The 19090-nt window shown below is 57.0% G+C and carries 14 protein-coding genes and 3 pseudogenes; 10 read left to right on the top strand and 7 right to left on the bottom strand.

All coding sequences use genetic code 11. The features are described 5' to 3' along the window. Positions 1-47 precede the first annotated feature (47 nt). Both ACSFC7_RS24605 and ACSFC7_RS24600 read left to right on the top strand, forming a co-directional pair. Positions 48-1040 (top strand): TIGR03617 family F420-dependent LLM class oxidoreductase, encoded by a 993-nt coding sequence (locus tag ACSFC7_RS24605; protein WP_436348542.1) that lies wholly within the window; start codon positions 48-50, stop codon positions 1038-1040. A 416-nt stretch (positions 1041-1456) separates the two neighbouring features. Beyond that, a complete protein-coding gene (locus ACSFC7_RS24600; protein ID WP_436348541.1) occupies positions 1457-2176 on the top strand; it encodes an IclR family transcriptional regulator in 720 nt (239 codons plus the stop codon). Positions 2177-2202: 26 nt separating this feature from the next. Here the strand turns inward: ACSFC7_RS24600 and ACSFC7_RS24595 are convergent, their stop codons facing one another. Further along, positions 2203-3375, bottom strand: a complete 1173-nt coding sequence (locus ACSFC7_RS24595) for a M20 family metallopeptidase (protein WP_436348540.1) — start codon at positions 3373-3375, stop codon at positions 2203-2205. A 496-nt stretch (positions 3376-3871) separates the two neighbouring features. Then, positions 3872-4867, bottom strand: coding sequence for an LLM class flavin-dependent oxidoreductase (locus ACSFC7_RS24590; protein ID WP_436348539.1), 996 nt, complete (start codon positions 4865-4867; stop codon positions 3872-3874). A 303-nt stretch (positions 4868-5170) separates the two neighbouring features. On the opposite strand from ACSFC7_RS24590, the gene ACSFC7_RS24585 reads away from it, so the two are divergent. The 7 genes and pseudogenes from ACSFC7_RS24585 to ACSFC7_RS24555 all read left to right on the top strand — a co-directional run. Next, positions 5171-6145, top strand: a complete 975-nt coding sequence (locus ACSFC7_RS24585; protein ID WP_436348538.1) for an LLM class flavin-dependent oxidoreductase — start codon at positions 5171-5173, stop codon at positions 6143-6145. Between the two features lie 246 nt (positions 6146-6391). Then, entirely contained in the window at positions 6392-7522 is a 1131-nt protein-coding gene (locus ACSFC7_RS24580; RefSeq protein WP_436348537.1) for a thiamine pyrophosphate-dependent dehydrogenase E1 component subunit alpha, read from the top strand. Further along, positions 7519-8529, top strand: a complete 1011-nt coding sequence (locus ACSFC7_RS24575) for an alpha-ketoacid dehydrogenase subunit beta (protein WP_436348536.1) — start codon at positions 7519-7521, stop codon at positions 8527-8529. The genes ACSFC7_RS24580 and ACSFC7_RS24575 overlap by 4 nt, the downstream gene beginning before the upstream one ends. Then, the gene (locus ACSFC7_RS24570) at positions 8519-9916 is read left to right on the top strand and encodes a dihydrolipoamide acetyltransferase family protein (RefSeq protein ID WP_436348535.1); all 1398 of its coding nucleotides are present in this window, start codon (positions 8519-8521) and stop codon (positions 9914-9916) included. Before ACSFC7_RS24575 ends, ACSFC7_RS24570 begins: the two co-directional genes overlap by 11 nt. Positions 9917-10023: 107 nt before the next feature. Next, positions 10024-10401 (top strand): cupin domain-containing protein, encoded by a 378-nt coding sequence (locus ACSFC7_RS24565; RefSeq protein ID WP_436348534.1) that lies wholly within the window; start codon positions 10024-10026, stop codon positions 10399-10401. A 433-nt stretch (positions 10402-10834) separates the two neighbouring features. Continuing rightward, a pseudogene (locus ACSFC7_RS24560) lies at positions 10835-11538 on the top strand (MFS transporter); the annotation flags it as partial. Positions 11539-11546: 8 nt separating this feature from the next. Beyond that, positions 11547-12080, top strand: a pseudogene (locus tag ACSFC7_RS24555) (thiamine pyrophosphate-dependent enzyme); the annotation flags it as partial. A 904-nt stretch (positions 12081-12984) separates the two neighbouring features. Here the strand turns inward: ACSFC7_RS24555 and ACSFC7_RS24550 are convergent. From ACSFC7_RS24550 to ACSFC7_RS24530, 5 genes and pseudogenes are all read right to left on the bottom strand, one after another. Further along, the gene (locus ACSFC7_RS24550; protein ID WP_436348533.1) at positions 12985-14187 is read right to left on the bottom strand and encodes an MFS transporter; all 1203 of its coding nucleotides are present in this window, start codon (positions 14185-14187) and stop codon (positions 12985-12987) included. A 156-nt stretch (positions 14188-14343) separates the two neighbouring features. Beyond that, entirely contained in the window at positions 14344-15120 is a 777-nt protein-coding gene (locus tag ACSFC7_RS24545) for an enoyl-CoA hydratase/isomerase family protein (RefSeq protein ID WP_436348532.1), read from the bottom strand. A gap of 357 nt (positions 15121-15477) precedes the next feature. Then, positions 15478-16302: an acyl-CoA dehydrogenase family protein gene (locus ACSFC7_RS24540; protein WP_436348718.1), complete on the bottom strand. Its 825-nt coding sequence runs from the start codon at positions 16300-16302 to the stop codon at positions 15478-15480. Continuing rightward, positions 16300-16527: pseudogene (locus ACSFC7_RS24535) on the bottom strand (acyl-CoA dehydrogenase family protein); the annotation flags it as partial. The gene ACSFC7_RS24540 and the pseudogene ACSFC7_RS24535, both read right to left, overlap by 3 nt. A gap of 136 nt (positions 16528-16663) precedes the next feature. Then, positions 16664-17647, bottom strand: coding sequence for an isocitrate/isopropylmalate dehydrogenase family protein (locus ACSFC7_RS24530; RefSeq protein ID WP_436348531.1), 984 nt, complete (start codon positions 17645-17647; stop codon positions 16664-16666). Between the two features lie 725 nt (positions 17648-18372). On the opposite strand from ACSFC7_RS24530, the gene ACSFC7_RS24525 reads away from it, so the two are divergent. After that, entirely contained in the window at positions 18373-18945 is a 573-nt protein-coding gene (locus ACSFC7_RS24525) for a carboxymuconolactone decarboxylase family protein (protein ID WP_436348530.1), read from the top strand. Positions 18946-19090: the final 145 nt, after the last annotated feature.

Below are 19090 nucleotides of genomic sequence, written 5' to 3'. Positions count from 1 at the left end.
TGCCAACATTTATCAAGGCTGTTCGCCGACGATATCATAGCACCGCTATGAGTGACTTGAATATCGATACGCTCCTTCCACCGCTGTCCGAGGAAACCATCGACGTTGCGACGGAGGCCGAACGACTCGGCTTCGATGGCGCCTGGAGCATGGAGAATAGCAACGATGGCTACCTGCCCCACGTGTTGGCGGCCGAGCACACGACCGATCTCACTGTCGGAACCCGAATCGCGCTCTCCTTTACGCGAAGCCCGATGGTGACCGCCCAACTCGCGTGGGACCTCGCTCGGTACTCGAACGGTCGCTTCGTTCTCGGGCTCGGAACCCAGGTGAAGGGACACAACGAGCGTCGGTTCAGCGTGGACTGGGACGCGCCGGGACCGCGCCTCCGCGAAACGATAGAATCGATCCGACACATCTGGGACATCTTTCAAGGTGAGGAAGATGAACTGTCGTACGAGGGCGATCACTACTCGTTCTCGTTGATGTCCGAGCGGTTCAACCCGGGTCCGATAGCAAACCCGGACATTCCCGTTTATATCGGCGGGTTCAACGAATACAATCTCCAGTTGGCCGGTGAACTCGCGGACGGGCTGGCGATTCATCCGTTCGGCTCACAGCAGTACGTGACCGACGTTATTATGGACTACGTCGAAACGGGCGCTGTCCGGAGTGGCCGAGACCCCGACGAGGTTTCGATCCTGGTGAGCCCGCTGACCATCACCGGTGAAACCGAAGCGGAACGCGACGAGGCTAGGGAGCGGGTGCGTCGACGAGTCGCGTTCTACGGCAGTACCCGTACGTATCACGACGCACTCGCGGTCCACGGCTGGAAGTCGATCGGTGACGAACTACACGAACTCTCGAAGGAGCAACGCTGGGACGAGATGGCGGAACTGATCACGGACGAGATGCTTGCGAAGTTTTCGGTCGAGGCGCCACCGGACGAACTCGTCGAAGCAGCGACAGAGATGTATAGCGATGTCGCTGACCGGGTCGTCCTCCCGTTTGAGTTCGCTGAAGCGTATATGCAGCACTGAGGCGCCTATGGGCCTTGGTTCCGGGTCCGATACGATCTGTAGAGAATTCCTCTTCTCGGTAGCGACTGAATCCGGCTACAGCGATCGGGGTGACGCGTCTCGATTGTCTTCCGGGTACAGATAATTCTGATAAGTGAAACGGCGACTCCGAGAATCCGTAGAGAGTCCGATTTGTCCGAGTACGCGTCGAAAGCGTGCATTTGACGGCGAAACCCCGGAAACTATATTGGGATTAATAATAAAAGATAGTACCGTGAAACAGGAGTTACCTGCCTGATTCGCTGATTTTTGCGATAATAGACTGTCGAGCGAACAGCGTTCCGACAGGCGGAACAATAATGTGTTGGAAGGTACCATAGCCAACTATGCAACCGGAGCAAGACTCACCGAACACGGTCAAATCGGTTCACATGGCGATGCGTATCATCGAGATCCTGATGGAAAAAGGCGGGATGGGTGTTACCGAACTCGCTTCGGAACTCGATCTCCCGAAGAGTACCACGCACCGGCATCTTAAAACCCTGGAAGAAAACGAATATCTAGTACGGGAAGGAACGAGCTACCATCTCAGCCTTCGTTTTCTCGAACTCGGCGAGTTTTCACGGGACCGGTGCGACGGGTTCGAAATGGTCAAACCGAAAGTCGAGAAGATCGCAACTGAGACGGGGGAGAAAGCGCAGTTTATCGTCGAAGAATACGGAAAAGCGGTGTACGTCTACCAGAAAACCGGTAATCAGGCGGTGAATCTCGGTCTGGGTGTCGGGTCCCGGATTCAGCTTCATTCGACGGCCGCAGGAAAGGCGATCATGGCCCACTGGCCGGAAGAACGAATCGAAGACTACATCGAAACACACGGCTTCTCCGAGCTCACGCCACACACGATCATGAATCGCGAAGAGCTGTTAGATGAGCTCGAGGAAACCCGTGAACGGGGATACGGACTCAATAGTCAGGAACACGTCGAAGGATTCATCGCAGTGGGCGTTCCCATTTTCAATTCGTCGGATACCGTTCTTGGTGCACTGAGCGTGGGTGGGCCGGTCAATCGGCTGCAGGGCGATTGGCTCGAGGACGAAGTAATCACCTTACTGCTGGGAATGTCGAACGAGCTCGAGCTCAATCTCCGGTACTCCTGATACTGTTTTAGTGATACCGGAGATTTTTATTGGAAGAACAGTTCTATCGCTCGCCTGTACGTCCGCGCCGTCCCAACGAGGTCGTTGACGTCAATCGACTCGTCCACGGTGTGTGCGTCGTCTTCGATGTGGCCGGGACCGAAGAGAACGGTTGGAATATTCGCGTCGTGAACTAGATACCGGGCGTCAGTGCCGGCGTTGAAGCCAATGAGATCGGCCGGGAATCCCTCCGCGCGTGCTGCCTCTCTGACGGCGGTTACAACGGCACTATCCGGTGGCGATTCGACCGCTCGTCCGAAATCCCAACGATTGATTTCGACGTCGATCGGATTCCCGTCGTAGGTCAGGCCCTCGAGTGCCGTCTCGAGGCGCTGGTCGTACCACTCGGCATCTGTCGACATTCCCGGGAGAAATCGCCAGTCGACGGTTACTGACGCTTTCCCAGGAATGACGTTCGGAGCCAATCCTCCCGAAATCTCCGTTACGTTTACCGAGGAACCTGGCGTGAGCAGTTCGTGGCGGATCTCCCGCATCTCCTCGTCTAACGCCTCGAGTCGTTCGAGAACGCGTTGCAGTTTGACGATCGCGTTTATTCCCTTGTCGGGCCGACCGGAATGGGAGTTTTTGCCGTAGACGGTCAGTTCGTATCTGGCGGCTCCCTTGTGAGCGATTCCGACGTTCATATCGGTCGGTTCACCGAGGATCGCTCCGTCTGCGTCCACACCGCCATCGACGAGCGCCTGCGTGCCGGAGCCACCACGTTCTTCGTCGATCGTAAACGCCAGCACGATCTCGCCGGTCGAGCCGTCGTCGTCCAGATACGACTCGACGGCGAGAATCTTCGCCGCCAGCGCACAGTTCATGTCGGCCGTCCCCCGGCCGATGAGGTCGTCACCCGTCCGGGAAAGTTCGTAGGGATCGGTTTCCCAGTCTTCAGCGTTAGCTGGAACCGTATCCATGTGCCCGGTTAGGAGGAGTGTTCCGGCGGCCGGGTCGCCGGCCCTTGCAACGAGGTTCGGTCGATTTGGCTTGACTTCCACCGTCTCGAGATCGAATGTGACGGGTGAAGCCTCGAGTCGCTCAATCAGATATTCGACGAGGAGGCCCTCGTCGCCGGGAGGATTCGGCGTCGGTCGACCGACGAGTTCGCTCGCGAGTTCGACAACTGTCGATTCAGAAAGAGTGTCATCTGTTGGCATTCAAGGTATGTACTTCGTCGAACGGATGTGATATTAGGTCTATCGAAGTGGGAGGAATCAACGTCCGGCCGACGTACGAACGGCGGGGTACGCATCTCAGAGAAGATTGCGGCAGGATAGTTGTCTCTTCTTCGCTGGCAGTCGGGTTCGATGAATGCCCCGTTCCATATTATGGAATATCCGATTACACACATACATATGTAATTCGCAGAGGTATCAACAGGTCGAACGATCGCGGTTTTGAGCGAATTACCGCTCGAGATAGTCTCCTGCTCGGTTTCCGAGCGTTGACGACTCAGTTTCACACTACGTTTTTCGCTGGCTTCCGAGAGTCGTCCGATGAACGTCGCTCAGGTTCGATCCCGTCTGTATACCACCGACAACGAGAGATTCGGTAGTGCACCGTTTCGACTGATCACGTATGCTGGGCCGTCGACGAGTTAACTACGCGACGTGGCGATAGGTGGTATACCTCATCTGTTCCGTACTGTAGAATTTATTTGAACGACGGGATGACCTCTTCGCCGAACCGCCTGATCGAGTCGTGAACGTCGTCGAAGTCGCTACCCGGGAACTGCGTCCGGATGACGAGACGGTCCAGATCCATCGTGTCCTGATAGCGTTGCAGGTCCTCAATAACATCGTCGGGGCTGCCGACGAGGAAGCGTTCCTGACTGAGTTTGTCCCACGGTGAGTCGAAGTCGTCGTCCGCTATGACGTCGTCCTGCCCCCAGCTGCTATAACTTTCGTACTTGCCCATAAGCGGGTCCCGAACCGTCCGTTCGGCCTGTTCGGTCGTCTCAGCGACGAACGTCTCTCGGATTAACCCGACTTCGCCCGGTTCCGAATCCGTCTTCGAGCGCTCGTCTCGGAAATCGTCGATTTGACGCTCGGCGAGATTGAAGGGGACGTGGGCACCGAGGAAGGCGTCGGCGATTCGGGCCCCGCGGCGGACACTCGATTCGTTGCTCGCACCGACCCATATCGGCGGTCGTGGATCCTGCATCGGTTGTGGCCGGATCGAAACGTCCGAGAGTTGGAAGTGTTCACCATCGAAATCAACGGCGGGTTCCGTCCAGAGCCGTTTGATGATTTCGACTCCTTCAGTGAGTCGCCCGGGAGCGTCCGCTCGGTCGATACCGAACACGTCGTATTCTTTCTGCCGATAGCCGAGACCGACCCCTAACGTAAACTGCCCTTCGGTTAGCACGTCGAGTGTCGCCCCGAGTTCGGCGATCCGAACCGGATTGTGATACGGTAACAGTACCAGTGTCGCAGCGAGATCCATTTCGCCGACGTGTTGGGCCACGTGAGTCAGCACCGATTCGTTGAGTAAATACTGGTCAGAGTCAGTCACGTGGTGTTCGCCCACGGTAACGGCATCGAAGCCGACATCGCGGGCGAGTGTTGTCTGTTCGATCAATTCGTTTCCGATCCCGTGCATCGACTGCGATTCGTCGTACTGGGTGACGAGAAGCAATCCGAAGTCCATGTCTACCTGTACCAATCCCGGGAAGCTATTAGTAGCTTTCCCGGACCCCGGGAACCGCCAGGAGAGCAACTCGTCGTCGCGAGGTTGCGAGATCGAGTGTCCTTCAGATCGGCGGTTCGAACGCAACCCGTCAATGGCACAACTATCCGTGTATTTATCGGTCTCAGAGTCCCAAAGACGTGACTAGACGTTTTCCGAATCGAGACGCTCGACTACGGGTCCGACACCGATGCCAGACGGGGACGGTTTCGTCGGATGGTCCCTATTCGTATGATATTTGTTCTCGGACGACAAGGAGAGGATATGAAACTCGGTATCGGATTGCCATCGTTCGCACGGAAGACACACGCCGTTCCACCGGATCGATTTCGGCGATACGCCCGCCTCGCGGACGAGTACGAGTTCGCCGGCGCGTGGCTCATCGAACACCTCGGCGAGAACCCGAATTACGATACTTCGCTGTACGATCCGATGACTACGCTCTCAGTGATTGCGGGTGAAACCGAGACCGTACCGGTCGGAACGAGCATCCTCATCTTGCCGCTTCGAAACCCCGTGTTGACGGCGAAACGGGCCGTCACCCTCCAACAGTTGTCGAGTCGACGACTCACACTCGGCCTGGGGGCGGGCTACGTTGAATCGGAGTTCGACGCCGTCGGCGTCCCCGTGGAGGAGCGTTCCGCGCGATTTCTAGAGGGGATCGAACTTCTGCGAAAGCTGTTCGACGAGGAGGTAGTGACGTTCGACGGCGAGTTCTACTCGGTCGAGGAGTTCCGACTCGAACCGAACCTCGGCCGTCCACCACGAATCCTCGCAGGTGGCGGGGGCGTCGACACGCCTGACGGTCGACGCGTCGCTACCGGTGTCAAACGCCGACTCAGCTTTGCCGACGGCTGGATCGCGCCGCCGAGAGCGCCGTCGACGCTCGAAACGGACTGGTCGCTGTTCGCCGATCACCTCGAGTCGAACGGCCGCGATCCGGATACGATGGACAAAGTCGCACTGCAGTATCTGCATCTGACGCCTGCGGACGATCCGGACGAAGCACGGCGAATCCAGCGGAACGTCTATCGAGAGATGCTCGGCGAGGACCGGTCAGTGACGGAGGCGGCCGAAAACTGGCTTCTTGGGACCATCGACGAGGTCAAAGAGACGTTGGCGTCGTATGAACGACAGGGATTCGATGAGGTTATCTTGCACCCGCTGTCCAGCGAACCCGCCGAACTCGACCGCCAACTTCGGTTATACCGAGATCACCTCCTTCCGACGTATCCATAGCGATCGGGGTCGTGGGTCCAGCCTGTGGCAATTCCGAATACCGTTACCGTCCGAACAACCCGCCACAAACCACTACCCGACTATCGGACGAGAACGTCAGTAGCGTCGGTCGATTGAAACCGTCGAGATTAGCGGTGGTCCCGAGCGGGAGCCCCGCACTCGGCCCGGCAGTGATGGCCGATACCGTTGGCTTCACTCGCGTCGCAACACCAACTTATATCATCTCGATCCACAAACACTGATCTCATGGCACAGTGGACCGAACAGCGACCTTCGGAGGAGTTCGATCGGATACTGCACCCGGACGGTCACCTCGTCGGGGAGCTCCCCGACATAGATGCAGAAACGATTCTTCGGCTGTACCGTACGATGCTCGAATCCCGTATCTTCGACGAGAAGACCCTCGCAATGCAGCGTCGAGGCGAAGTGAGTATCGTCGCGCGTTCAACCAGTGAAGAGGCCGTACCAGCCGGTTCCTCGGCCGCTCTCGAGGAGGGTGACTGGTGTTTTCCGACCTATCGCCAGACGCCTGCGTCCCTTTACTGGAACGCCCGAAAAGATCGGGCCGTCGCCGCGTTGATGGGTGCGGAGCCGGAAGTGATCGACGAACATTTGCCGGTTGAGGAAGAGCCACCCGTGAATTTCACGCCCGTTTACGTTCCCCTCGCCGTAAACGTCACAAACGCGGTCGGTTCGGCGATGGCCGACGAGTTTCGTGGCGATGATCACGTCTCGATGTCCTATATCGGCGATGGGTCGACCAGTCAGGGCGACTTCCACGAGGCGCTCAACTTCGCCGGCGTCTTCGATGCGCCTGCAGTGACGATCTGTCAGAACAACCAGTGGGCGATTTCGGTACCGTCACATCGACAGACGGCTGCCGAAACGTTCGCACAGAAGGCCGAGGCTCACGGCGTTCCCTACGAGCGCGTCGACGGCAACGACGTCCTCGCAGTATACGAAGCATCAACAAAGGCGGTCGAGCGCGCCAGACGCGGCGACGGTCCCACGTTCATCGAGGCCGTCACCTACCGAATGATCGAGCACAATACTGCGGACGAGGAGAGCGTCTATCGGACGACCGACGAGCGGGAGTACTGGGAGGATAAAGATCCGATCGATCGACTGGAGACGTACCTGCTTTCTGAGGGTCTGCTCGGAGACGATGATCCCGAAAAAATTCGTGAGGATCTCCGTGAGGAAGTCCAAGAAGCGGTCGACAGGGCGCGAGAGGTACCCGTTTCCGATCCCGAAACGATGTTCGAACATCACCTTCACGAATCGACGTGGAAACACGACCACCAACGAGAGGAACTGCGCGCCGAACAACGCGGCGAGAATCCGTTCACTGACTTCACCGGAGAGGGTTTGGAATGAGTTCACAGTCGACGGCCACGATCGGCGAAGAGACAACGGAGATGAACATCGTCACGGCAATCAACGAGACGCTCCACCAGGAGATGCATCGCGACGAAAGCGTTCGGCTACTGGGTTACGATATGGGGCCGATCGGCGGGGTGTACCGCGCAACCGAGGGGCTCCTCGACGAGTTCAGCTCCGATCGAATCGTCGATACACCGCTGTCGGAAAACGGGATCCTTGGGACAGCAGTTGGCATGGCGATACGTGGCGAACGTGTCGTTCCCGAGATCCAGTTCACGGGCTTTTTCTACCCCGCGTTCGGACAGTTCATGTATACGCTCGTGAAGATGTACGAACGGTCGGGCGGCCAGCTTGACGTACCGATGACGGTTCGGATGCCCTACGGTGGCGGGATTAAATCCAGCGAGTATCACTCCGAATCGACCGAAACCTTCCTCGTACACACCCCAGGCTGTCGCGTCGTCGTCCCCTCGACGCCCTATGAGACGAAGGGGTTGCTCGCAGCGTCGATCCGCAACGACGATCCCGTCTTCTTCCTCGAACCCAAGAAGATCTATCGCGGCAGCACGGCACCGGTCCCGGAGGGGGAGTATACACTTCCCCTCGACGAAGCGCGGTACGTCAGACACGGCGAGGATGTCACGGTCTACTGCTGGGGGGCGATGGTTCGACACGCCAAAACGGCCGCCGATAACGTCGACGCCAGCGTCGAAATTGTGGACCTCCGAACGCTCTCACCGCTCGATGTCGACACGATACTCGAGTCGGTCAAGAAGACCGGCCGCGCGGTGATCCTCCACGAGGCTCGACGAACGCTCGGTCTCGGTGCAGAGATCTCCGCACTGATAAACGAGTACGCGTTGGATCACCTCCATGCGCCGATAAAGCGAGCGACTGGGTACGACGTTCACTTCCCAGGTCACCAGACCGAAGACGCATATATGCCGGACGAACAGCGCGCACAGTACGCGATCGAGGCGGTAATGGAATATGAGTTCTGAGAGCACACAACGATTCGAATTCCGTCTGCCGGACCCGGGAGAGGGGCTCACCGAGGCGGAAATCGTCGAATGGAACGTAGAGACCGATGAGGATGTCAGCGAGGACGACCCGCTCGTCGATGTCGAGACGGACAAAGCGGTCGTGGAGATTCCCGCGCCCTGTACAGGGACGCTGCTTGAGGTTCGAGCCGAACCAGGCGAAATCAAGCAGGTCGGCGAGGTAATCGCCGTGTTCGAAACGGAGGACGCGCCGCGTCAACAGGCGTCGGAAGGCGAGACCGAACCAAAATCCGAAAGCACCGCACACGACGAGAGTGATGTTGACGTCGAGACCGGAGACGAAACCGGGACGGTCAACGAAACCGAGGCCATCGAAACCAATAGCAGTGAGAGCGATCCGGAAACCGAATCGAGCAGCGTTGAGACGGACAGCGACCCGGACGGTCGCGACGATGACCGAGTGTTCGCCCCGCCCTCGACGAGGCGACACGCCCGCGAGAATGACGTCGATCTGCGCGAGATCGACGGAACCGGACCGAACGGTCGCGTGCTCCGCGAGGACATCAATCGGTACCTCGAGTCGGAAACTGAGTCGGAACCACTGACAACTCCTGATCCCGATATCGATTCTGCGGCTGGGTCACCGGGTGATTCGGCCGCGGTAGCCGAAACCGAGGTCGATGCGAACGAACGAACCGTTCGTCGACCGCTACGCGGTCTCCGGCGGGCGATCGCTGAAAATATGCAGCAGTCGAAACGGGAGATTCCACACGTCACATCCGGCTTTGAGGCTGATGCGACCGAACTCGTCGCTCTCAAGGAGCGACTGGACGAGAAACACGATATTCATATCACCTACACTCCAATTCTCCTGAAAGCAGTTGTGCCGGCGCTACGGGAGTTCCCGCTCGTCAACGCGTCCATCGATATGGACGAAGAGGAGATCCTCGAGCACAACTACTACAACATCGGTGTCGCGACCCACACCGGGGACGGACTTATCGTCCCAGTAATCGAGGACGTCGACCAAAAGTCGATCGTCGACGTTGCCGAAGAACTCGAGGAGACAGTCGAAAAGGCGCGCAGTCGAGAGATCGATCCCGGCGATCTCCGGAATGGGACGTTCACTATTACGAACACGGGAAGCCACGGCGAGCACGGCACGTTCGGGACACCGATCATCCGTCACCCCGAGGCCGCAATTCTCGGCATCGGCGCTATCGAAGAACGACCTGTCGCCGTCGATGGCGATGTCAAAGTTCGCAAACAGATCGGTTTCTCCTTCTCATACGACCACCGTCTCGTTGACGGCGTAACTGCCAGCCAGTTCGTCGAGACAATTATAGAGAGTATCGAGGATCCCGACCGGCTGATGGCCAGGCTCTGAGTCCGTCTGTACGGTCGAGACGCGATCCCGTTCGACCGCTATCAACCGATCGTGTGTGGTGGTCTGCTCATCGAAGCACTTCTATAGCGAAGTATCCATGACCGATCATGGGATACCATGTCGTCGATCCGAATAGTATCGATCCAATCCCGGATCGACCATCGGAAGCGCGAAGTGTCAGTGGTGAGGTTGGCCTGAAGAATCTGGGGATGAAGTTGTACACTGTTGCTCCAGGGGAGGACATCCCCATCGGCGGACTCCACTATCACGATGAACAAGAAGAGGTGTTTTACGTTGTGAATGGCGAAATTCGCGTCGAAACGCCTGATCGAGAGTACGTTGTCGAACGAAACCAGTTCTTCGTTGCCGAGCCGGAGAGTCCACACCGTGCGTTCAATGACGATAGAAGGAACGAAGTCGCCCTCGTGCTAGCGGTGGGTGCGCCGTCGGTCCAAGACGGCCACGTAGTCAACGAGACGCAGTAACGGATCGGTTCCAACCGGGGTACCGAATTAGCCACTGTCCGCTGGCGAATTCTGTCGTTCACGGGTGAGTTTGCAGATCTCGCGCGATAGATCGCACGTGTCTTGCAATCCGTTTCGCGGCGGTCATAACCAGAGAGGGGCGCGAATACAGTGAGCGAATTGTACGGGGTCCCGGACGTTCACTGATAGTAACACCGGTAGAAATACGCGAAGGCGTTCGGCGGACGAAGCGTTTTGCGAGAGCGTGGTCCGGCCAAAATATCGAATCGGAGATTGATTTTCCGTCCGTTTCGTTCACTATACAGCGTGTCACGAAGGCCTCAAGTGGCTTCCGAACGCGATGCCCTCGCCGTCCGACGGGCAAACACGTTTCACGAAAAGCATTGCCCTGATAAGGGTTGCCGCGAGTCCTCTTCGTATACACTTCACTCACATGAACTGGCAATACCGGCGTACTGTTCTCCTCTCGTGTATGCTAGCGTTCTTCGTCACCTGCTTTGCGAGACTGGCGATCAGCCCGGTTGTCCCGTTTATCACCGAAGACTTCGGGATTTCGAACACGTGGATCGGGATCGCCCTGACCGGTACGTGGCTCGCGTACGGCCTCGCACAGTTTCCGAGCGGAATCCTCGCCGACCGGTACGGGGAGAAACTGATAATACTAATCGCCGTCGGCGGAACGACGGTAATGAGCCTTCTGATCGCGCTATCGCCGTTATACAGCGTTTTCGTTCTCGCTGCGGTCGTTCTCGGCGGTATGGCGGGACTTCATTACGCGGTCGCGACGATGCTGCTGTCGAAGTCGTTCGACGATATCGGAACGGCCATCGGATTTCATTCGATCAGCGAACCGCTCGCTGGACTGATTTCGCCGGTTGCGGCGGCTGGGTCGGTGTCCGGTACGGATGGCGTCCCGCAATCGCATTGACCGCGATCGTCGGAATTCCGATCTTCGTGCTGTTTGCCTGGCGGATCCGTCCGACCGAACCGCGGCGGCCGGACGAAGCATTGGGAGATAGCCTCGAATTGAGTTCACTCGCCAGGCTTCTTTCTCGGCCGACGATCGCGTTTTCACTCGTCATCGCAACGGCCGGCACGTACGTCCTACAGGGACTACTGTCATTTTTCCCGCGTTTCTCGTCGCACACCAGATGTGGGCGATGCAGTACTGGACGTTTCGACATCCCCGGACGTGGGTATCGTTCCACGGATTAGGAACGATGGGTTACGGATTACCGGCAGCCATCAGCGCTCGTCTCGCCGCAGATGACGATCAACCGGTCGTCTGCTTCGAAGGGGATGGATCGCTTCTCATGACGATACAGGAGCTCGCGGTCGCCGTTCGAGAGAACCTCGACGTCACTGTGATCGTCCTCAACAACGAACATACCTGGATGGTGAAACAATGGCGGGATGCGTTCTTCGATGGGCGTCGAATGGCGTCGGAGTACTCGTGGGTTCCCCATTTCGATCGCCTCGCGGAGGCATTTGGCGCGCAGGGGTTCCGCCTCGAGACGTGCGATGAGGTCGAAGCGACGCTCCAGTCTGCCCTCGAGTACGACGGACCGTCGGTCGTGGACGCGCATATCAACCCCGCTGAAGACGTTTATTCAATCGTCCTCAGCGGCGGCGACAATGCGAAGTTCGCGATGAACGAAGCTCAATTGGAGGAGCTATGAACGGTGGATTGTACGGTCCGGGACCGAACGATCGCTCCCTGTCGGATGGGCGACGGACTCGAACAGGAACCCGAACCGAATCCCCGGATGATAATGCTACCAATCCCCGTGCCGTATTGCCGGTTGTCGTCAAAAGCGATCCGTACGTGCTGGCCGAAGTAACGGGGTTGGCCGCTCGGCGGCGGATACCGATCGAACGTCTCGTCGCCGAACCGATGTAAGACAGTGTTCACTCGCGGATAACGTTCGTCGTCGATCACCCCCATCCCGATGTCGAACGAGTGAGTAAACTTCTCGAGGGTCTCCACCCGGTCGTGGCAGTCGAAGAGGCGATATCGATACCGCGAACCGCGTCACGTCGTCCAAAGAGGTGCTATGGTGCCAGTCTCGACCGAACGTCTTCGAGTTGATTCGCCACGAGACAGACTATAGTAACAATTGGAATTACACATTGATCATACAGTCCATGGTTCTCGCTCACTTCGTTCGCTCACGGGTCGCATTGCTTCCCGTTCGCTTATCGCGGTTCTCACTCACGTCGTTCGTTCCGAACCGCGCACGCTCCGAACTGCGCTACCCTCGTGCGATCGGGTGGGTACCGACTTCCAGTGGCTACCGTAGACGCAGAGATCACGTTTCACAGTCAGACTGAATCCCGAAGACATCGTTACCGATTAACGGATGCTCCGAGATGATTTTTTGTGGACCGAAGTAACTCGGAGTACGTCACGCTGATGTAACACCCGTGGAAAGTATCATCCCCGTATTCACCGACATCGGTTCTCCTCTGGAGGAATGTGTGCAAGCGCCGTCGATGACCGAAAAACCGGTCTCTATGGGTCAGTTATCGGTGATTGCACGGGGAAGTTCACTACGCATCACTGTTCTCAGGGAGTAGTGGAACTCAACTCCGTGGCATTCGGAGTGTGATCAGGATGGTTATTGCCATAATCACCGCTAATACGACGTAACCTTCGTCGAAATATCCATAATCGGCTATCATCCCAAAAATGACCGGGCCTCCCGCAGCGAGCGTTGCTGTGGTCATTCGAATTGCGCCCAGTCCGGTCCCTTTCATCTCTTCAGTAAACGAATCAGCGAGGTAGGATTGCGTGACTGCTCCCGATCCGAGCATGGTACTTATAAGGACCGTGATTCCGACGAGAAGCCAGAAGTTACTGGTTATCGGAAGGAGGAGGAACCCTGCAACCGGGGGAACAAGAATTCCGAGAAGCGACCAGCGCATTCCGATGCGATCATAGGCTCCACCAGCCATCGGTTTCATTACTGCACCTGACGCAAAAAACACTCCAAACAGTATACTCGCTATAGACGGAGAGAGCCCCTTCACGGTCGTTAGGTACGTCGGATAGAACGCTGTGAAAGACTGCCAGATGAACATATAAAGAAACAAAACGCCTGCTACGCCCCTCATCGTAGGGTTACGAAGTTCTCCAAGCACATCCAGCGAATCCCATACTGAGCGTGTATCGTCAGCACGTTTCGTCGGACTCTGACCCGGAACAATAAAGAAAATGACAACACCGGCTACAACGAGAAACGGTAATACGAATCCCAACCCTACCTGCCACGCGACCGCGACGGCGAGTGCAGCAGCAATCGGAGGAAGGATCGTTTGGCCGATATCCCCGGTTGCCATTGTCAAGCCGAGAGCGCTACCGAGGTGGTCTGAATAGAGATCCGAGAGGTACGTGATTCTCGCAATGGGATAGAGCGAGTGGCCTACTCCCCATGTCGCCGTTGCGATAAACAAGATGAGAGGCGTCGGTGCGGTAACGACGAGTCCGACTCCCGCCGCAACGACAACCGTACTTATCGCCAGAAGTGTGCGTTCGCTGTATCTGTCTGCGAGTACGCCGCCCGGTAACTGACCGATCGATCCGAAAAGCCACAGAACCGTCACCAAGAGACCAGCGACCGATAGACTCAGTCCGTAGCTAGTTTGGAGATAGGGGACGATCACGGGGTAAATCATACGCGTACCAACTAAGAGACCCCACGCAGTCGCGATCGCAACGAGCGATACTCCCTTTCCGTCGGCCCACAAAATCTTCAGCTCCCGTCCAACGATTGTTCGCACCTTCATTTTGGGCGTCCGTTGCCTGCAGGTCGTTTCCCGACTGCCATAGTAATCGTTACACCGGTAGTGGTTTCCGCTTACTGATCACGACATCGGTAACAGCCGTCCTTGATAAATAAATGACCGGATCCGCTATCGATCTGAAATCGTCTTCGTTCGGGACTAGTCGCGGTTGAATTCCGGGTCACGGTCTTCACGTAGGGCGGCGCGTGCTTCTCGTGATTCGGGAGTATCTTGACAGGCCCACCGGGCATCGAGCGTAGCCTGAGCGTGTTCCTCGAACGAAGTTATCGTTGGATCCACCAGCGCTTTCGATTCCCGGAGTGCACTGGCAGGTTTATCCCGTAGGCGGTTGGCTACCGTTCGGGCACGCTCCAGAAGGTCCGTCTGAGAAACGGAATCGAGAGCGAGCCCCCAGTCGACGGCCGTATCGGGGCCGATATCGTCTCCGAGGAGAACTGTCTGCTTGGCCCGCGCTTCCCCGATTAATCGAGGGAGAAGCCACGCCCCGCCGGTAGCCGGGGTGAATCCTGTGTCGACGTGTCCGTCACGGAAAAACGCATTTTCGCTCATCACCCGAAAATCACATGCGAGGGCTATCTCCATTCCACCGCCGACCGCCGGACCGTTTAGCGCTGCGACCGAGGGTTTGGGACCGGCGTAGAGGTGGCGCATGACGCTGGCGACTCTGCCGAGTCGCTCCCCCTCCGAAAGTCGGTAGTCACTTTTCGTACCCGCCCGAAGGTCACGACCGGTACAGAATCCGTCACCGTTCCCCGTGAGCAATATCACGTACACGGTTTCGTCGTCGAGGGCGTCTTCGATTGCGTGGTTTAGTTCGATCAATGTATTCTCCGTGTACGCGTTCATAACCTCTGGACGGTTGAGGGTAATTTCGGCGCGACCGCCCGTTACGCAGTAGTCGATATCGTCGGCCATTGTACTGATACAGAAGATTTCACGTTATTTATATTTATGGCAGAGTTTACGAAGTGGACTTGATACCACAGTGAGACGGTATAATTCACGTGTAGCGGTTACGATAACGCTCCGTGAAAAGGACTTTCGATCCCGGGTTTCGTCCGTTCACAGACGGGTTTCCCACAAACTCCCATCCGTCTCTCTCGATTCTTACTGGGACGTATGACGGATTCCCGATCTGGGTGGTGGTGATCGGCGAGACGGTCTGCGACGCGTCCGTTCTCGGAGCGGTGTGCGAGTTCGAACCGAACGAACGCATCCGCCGTCCTCGATTTACGAACTAACGGCAGGTCTCGGAATCGATGTTGGAGCGTCTCAACTGGAAAGTAGATTGTCTGCGATGATTCGCTTCTGAATCTCGGTGGTTCCCTCGAAGATACGTGTGAGACGAGCGTCACGCCAGTATCGTTCTACCTCGAAATCAGTAGTGTAGCCGTATCCACCGTGGATTTGAATCCCCTCGCTAGTGACTTCCTGAGCGATTTCGCTCGCGAAGAGCTTTGCCATCGCTGCTTCCGAGTCGGCACGGTCACCGCTGTCGACCGCGTCCGCGACGAGGAAGGTCAAGGCGCGCGCCGCCTCGATTCTGGTCGCCATCTCTGCCAGGTTAAACCGAATCGCCTGGAACTCCGAGATCGGTTTATCAAACTGCTCGCGCTCTTTAGCATACGTTAGCGAGTCTTCGAGAGCAGCCTGACTCAGCCCGATAGCCCGCGCTGCTGTATGGACCCGCCCCTCCTCGAAAAAATCCATGATCTGATACAACCCTTTTCCCTCTTCGTTGCCGACTAACTTATCAGCGGAGACGCGAATGTCATCGAAGTTCACTTCCCACGTCTTCCACCCGTGGTAACCGATTTTGTTGATCGGCTGCCCGCTCAATCCGGGCCGATCGAACGTTCCACGCGGCTTTTCGGCGATAAACACCGAGATTCCTCGATAAGCCGGGTCTGCATCGGGGTCCGTGACCGCGTACGTGAGGATGAAGTCCGAACCTTTGGCGAACGTACACCACATCTTTTGGCCGTTGATGATGTACTCATCCCCGTCACGCTCTGCCCGAGTACGCATATTCTGAACGTCGCTTCCTGCGTCAGGTTCACTGATCGCGATGCTCTTCAGTACCTCACCACGAGCCATCTTTGGACGATATTCTTGTTTCTGCTCCTCGGTCGCACCCGACAGACTCTGTCCTCGAGCGATGATGCTACCGACGCTGAGCCACCCCCAGGATAACTCTTCGGCAATCAGAGCGTAGGCTTTGAGATCAAGCCCGAGGCCGCCGTAGTCTTCGTCGATAAGGATGCCAAAGAACCCCATGTCGGCGAGCTGCTCGATAAGGCCGGTGGACATTTCCTCTTTTCTTGGATCTCGCTCGCTTCGGGTCGTACTTCGTTGTCAACGAATCGTCTCGTCTCGTAGCAATCGATGCTCGTCCGAAATAATCGTGTCTGAGAGTTCACTCATGCCATTTCCATTCATGTGCCTTTTATATCTATTCTTATAACTCGGATATAACTCCTTTCTCCACGTCATCGGTCGAGGCGTCGCCACCCAGGTCAGGCGTTCGTGGCCCCTCCTTGAGCGTGGCTTCGACGGCCTCGTGGACGGTTTCGCTGGCTTGATCGTAGCCCAGATACTCGAGGAGCATCGCGGCGGAGATGATCGTTGCGGCCGGGTTCGCGATCCCCTGGCCGGCGATGTCGGGAGCAGTGCCGTGGACGGGTTCGAACAGCGCACGGTCGGAACCGACGTTGGCGCTGGGTAGGAGCCCGAGACCGCCGACGAGGCCGGCCGCGAGGTCCGAGAGGACGTCCCCCGCGAGGTTCGGGCAGACGACCACGTCGAACTGTTCGGGGTCAAGACAGACCCGCGTTGCGAAGGCGTCCATCAGTTCCTCGTTCGTTTCGACGCCTTCCTCGTCGGCGACCGATTCGACGGTGTCACGGAAGAGGCCGTCCGTCTCGCGCATGACGTTGGCCTTGTGGACTATGGAGAACCCGTCGTGCTCGTCGGTTTCTGAAACGTAGTCGCAGGCGAACTCGGCGAGGTCTCTCGAGGCCGATTCGGTGACGACGCGTGTCAGCGTCGAAACGCCCTGTGTGAGTCGGTCCTCGTGACCCGCGTAGACGCCTTCAGTGTTCTCACGGAGGAAGACGAGATCTGTCTCAGGACGGACGGCGTCGATGCCTGGATACGCCTTTGCAGGTCGGACGTTGACGAACGACTGGACGGTCTCCCGGAGCGGGAGGATGACATCCGCCCCGGTCTCGCCGGCCGCGCCGAACAGCGTCGCGTCGGCCGACGCCGCGAGGTCGTAGGTCTCCTGTGGTAGTGCCTCGCCGGTTTCTTCTTTCACCGCGTCGCCTGCGTCCGCTTCGACGAATTCGAAGTCAATCTCGAGAGCCTCGAGGACGTCGACTGCGGCGGGTACCACTTCCTGACCGATCCCGTCGCCCGGAATGACGGCGATTTCGTGAGTCATGATATGCCTATCACAGCGTACCAAGGAAAATGAGTTGGTTGTTACTACGTTGGACATTTTCAGAGTATCAGACCGATCTAAGAGTGCTGGGGCCCGCATACTTCGGGATAGGTCCGTACGCTATCATTTCTCGATGGGTGTGGTTTTACAATGGGGTAAGAGGAGAGCGGAGGCACTGTTATCGGCACCTCTTGGCACCGTGAATTCGATCCAGACCGTCTTCATCTCGAGTCCCTTCGTGATTCCCCGTAACCGTTTTCGCGTTCCTATGGTAACAACTGGAACTGTTTCCACACTAATCGCACAGCTATCGTACGATCAGATTTCCACTGACTTCCAGTGGCTACTATTGCCGCTCCGTTCATACCTCGCTACGGGGCAACGGACTCGAGTTGACAGAAGGGCAGATCCAGACTGGCTGATATGATAATCGAATACCGACGCACTCGACGGATGTATTCGGTCCGAGTGGTACCTACGAACTTGACCCCGACACGGTCTTCGATAGTTTCGGATTTGGACTCGCTGAGATCGGTAGTTCGGTGAAGAATCGATTTCAGTATACGATGGCCATCGCTACTCTATCATTTCTGGTTAACGACGGTTCGCCGTGAGCGACCACACTGTCGGTAGCTACAGTAGCTCGCACACAGTCAATTATCCGTGTCGAGTATCCGGAGGGGGATACATATGTTTATTAAGACCAGTATACACAGTGTGCACACATGGCACGAATTCCGTATCCCGAAGACGTACCTGCAGAGCTCATTGAATCACAGCGCACGGACTCGCTTCCCGAGGAGTATCAACATCTGAGCCAGGGTCCAGCACGAAACGTATACCGAACTCTCGCACACGACACTGACCATATCCGCGGTGTTCGAGATTTCATTAGCGTCACTTGGGAACACTCGAACCTGACGGACAGACAACGAGAGCTGGTAATCCTGTCGACAGCCAGAGCGATCGACGCCAAGTACGAGTGGCACCAACACGTCAGAATAGCAATCCTTGAAGGCGTCGATCCGGAGAAAATACAAGCGATTTCGGAGCACGACCTTGAGCCGTTCGACGAAACCGAATCGACTCTCGTCAGTTACGCTCGAGCAGCGGCAAGACGTGAGACGACCGACGAAGACATCGAGCGACTCCGCGAAGCCTTCGACGTCGAGACAGTGGTCGGTATCACGAGTCTCATCGGCTCATACGTCTATCTCGAGACGGCTCTTTCCGCGTTCGATGTCGAGACGGAAGAACCGTTCGTTGGCTGGGACCTCGACGGACTCGAACAGGAGTAACGTCGATCCGAGGAGAGATTATTTTCGATCATTCGGAGCGAGCGTAGGGCCGAATCATCGATTCGGTGGAATTCTGGGAAAGCGATTTTATCTGTTTGGACGACGTATTGGCTCGAGTAGAGAGGTATAGGCAACCGTGATCCAC

Origin of the sequence: Natronorubrum halobium (genome assembly GCF_051351675.1) — an archaeon.
In the GTDB taxonomy this organism is placed as follows: domain Archaea; phylum Halobacteriota; class Halobacteria; order Halobacteriales; family Natrialbaceae; genus Natronorubrum.
Note: the sequence above shows the minus strand (reverse complement) of the source record. Positions and strands in the feature narration are given on the sequence as shown.